Genomic DNA, 2524 nt, shown 5'->3' with positions numbered 1-2524 from the left:
CAGCCCCGGCCAGGCCGCTCCGGCCCCCAGGGCCCCAGCCCCCCGTACGGCCTCGCCGCCGCCGTCGCCGACCGACCCCGCGGGAGGGACCGAATGAGACGCCCGGTCGCGGTCCGCGTCGTCGGGCCGATGCAGTGGATCGTCTATCCGGCCCTGATCACCGCCGCCGTCACCTTCGTGCTGGCCACGCCGGTGAAGGTGTTCGGCTTCAGCCTGCCCGAGCCGATCATCCCCATGGTCCTGGCCTTCGCCTGGCCGCTGATCCGCCCGTCGATCGTCGCGCCGGTGGTGCTGATGGCCCTGGGCCTGTTCCTGAACTTCATCCTTGGCGGGACCCTGGGTCTGTGGTCGCTCAGCCTGCTGGCCATCTACACGGTGGTGCTGGTCTCGCGCAGCTTCCTGATCGGCCAGGACACGGCCGTGCTGTTCGTCTGGTACGCCGCCTGCTGCGGCCTGGCCTTCCTGCTCGCCTATCTGATCACCACGGTCATCGCCGGCACGCCCCCCAGCCTGCTGGCCTTGGTCGGCCAGGTGGTCCCGACCTTGCTGCTGTTTCCGTTCGCCGACCGCATGATCGAGCGGTTCGAGGACGGCGACGTGAGGTTCCGATGAGCTCGGAGCCGTCCATCATCTTCTCGGACCCGAACGAGCGCCAGGGCTCGTTCCTGCGTCGCACCTTCGTGCTGGGCGGCCTGGTCACCCTGGGCGGCCTGGCCCTGACCGGGCGGCTGGCGCAACTGCAGGTCATTCAGTCCCAGGAATACGCCACCGCCGCCTCGGCCAACCAGTTCAACTTCCGCCTGGTGCCGCCGCCGCGCGGGCGGGTGCTGGACCGCAACGGCGTGGTCATCGCCGGCAACCGACCCAGCTTCCGCGTCCTGGTCGTGCGCGACGAGACCAAGGACCTGGACCAGACCCTGGACCTGCTGGGCCGGCTCTTGCCCGACACGCTGGAGCGCCGGCGCTCGATCATCCGCGACGTCAACGCCGCCCCGCGGTTCTCCCCGGTGCCGGTCAAGAGCGACCTGACCTGGGAGGAGTTCGCCCGCGTCAACCTGTACGCCAACGAACTGCCCGGCGTGATGGCCGACATGAACGAGGCGCGCTTCTATCCGTTCGGCGGATCGTTCGCCCACGTCATAGGCTATGTCGCCAAGCCCAACGACCGCGACATCAAGGCCATCAAGGACCGCGGGGAGGCCGTCCCCGAGATTCTGTACAATCCTGGCTTCCGCATCGGGCGGCAGGGGATCGAGAAGTCGTTCGAGATCGACCTGCGCGGCGAGGCCGGCGGCACCCGGGTCGAGGTCGACGCCAGAGGCCGGGTGGTGGCCGAGGACGTCGGCGGCTCCCGTCCCGCCGTCCCGGGCAAGGACGTCATGCTGACGCTGGACGCCGACGTGCAGAACCGCGCGCTGGAGGTGTTCGGCGACGAGTCCGGGGCCTGCGTCGTCATGGACATCCGCAACGGCGACATCCTGTGCATGACGTCGGCGCCCTCGTTCGACCCGAACCTGTTCGTCGGCGGCGTGCCGACGCGCATCTACCGCGCCCTGGCCGACTACGAGCGCAAGCCGCTCCTGGACAAGGCGATCAACGGCACCTTCCCGCCGGGCTCGACCTTCAAGCCCGCGACCGCCCTGGCCCTTCTCGAAGCCGGGGTCGATCCGGCCCACAGGGTGGTCTGCACCGGCGCCTATCGAACCGGCAACCGCACCCAGCGCTGCTGGGGGGTGCACGGCGCGCAGAACATGCACGACGCCATCAAGAACTCTTGCGACGTCTACTTCTACGCCATGTGCAACCGCGCCGGCGTGGACCGGATCAAGAGCACCGCCGAGAGGCTGGGCTTCTATCAGACCTACGACATCGGCGTGGACAACCAGCGCCGCGGCTTCCTGCCGTCCACCGCCTGGAAGCGCGAGACCTTCCCGCGCGATCCCGTCTGGCATCCAGGCGAAACGACCTCGGTGGCGATCGGCCAGGGGGCGGTGTTGGTGAACGCCCTCCAGCTGGCGGTCTACACCTCGCGCCTCGCCAACGGCCGCAAGGCCATCCAGCCGCGCCTCATCAAGTCGGTGGGCGGGGTCGAGCGCCCCGGTGGCGGCGACGTGCCGGATCTGCCCTTCTCGCGCGAACACCTGGACATCGTCCGCCAAGGCATGATCGCGGTGGCCAATGACACGTCCGGCACCGCCTATCGCCAGTCCCAGCTGGGCCTGGGCGACATCCAGATGGCCGGCAAGACGGGCACGGCCCAGTCGCGGGACTACGGCTCCGGCTCGCGCAAGTCCGACGTCTGGGCGCTGAAGGACCACAACCTGTTCATCGCCTTCGCGCCCGTGGACACGCCGCGCTATGCGGTGGCCGTCATCGTCGAGCACGGCGGCAGGGGCGGGGCCACCGCCGGCGCGCCGCGCGCTCGCGAGGTCATGCGCACCGCCCTTCTGAAGGACCCGGAGATGCGCGACCGGACTCACCCGGCCGCCGCCGCCCGAGCCCGAACGGTCCCGCTCTCCGCAGG

The 2524-nt window shown here is 70.0% G+C and carries 2 protein-coding genes; both read left to right on the top strand.

Annotated elements, in window-relative coordinates; all coding sequences use genetic code 11:
- Positions 1 to 93 precede the first annotated feature (93 nt).
- Positions 94 to 612, top strand: coding sequence for a hypothetical protein (locus AC2W7C_RS16650; RefSeq protein ID WP_486002380.1), 519 nt, complete (start codon positions 94 to 96; stop codon positions 610 to 612).
- Positions 609 to 2524, top strand: a 1916-nt coding sequence (gene mrdA, locus AC2W7C_RS16645; RefSeq protein WP_486002379.1) for a penicillin-binding protein 2, incomplete at its 3' end; no start/stop codon positions are given. The genes AC2W7C_RS16650 and mrdA, both read left to right, overlap by 4 nt.

It is taken from the genome of Brevundimonas sp. CURTG3B2_SDJG, assembly GCF_057364705.1.
The sequence above is the reverse complement of the archived record's forward strand: the minus strand, read 5'-3'. Positions and strand labels throughout refer to the sequence as shown.

Coding starts and splice junctions, on each gene's coding strand:
- AC2W7C_RS16650 (WP_486002380.1), top strand. CDS start 94: ATGAGACGCCCGGTCGCGGTCCGCGTCGTCGGGCCGATGCAGTGGATC.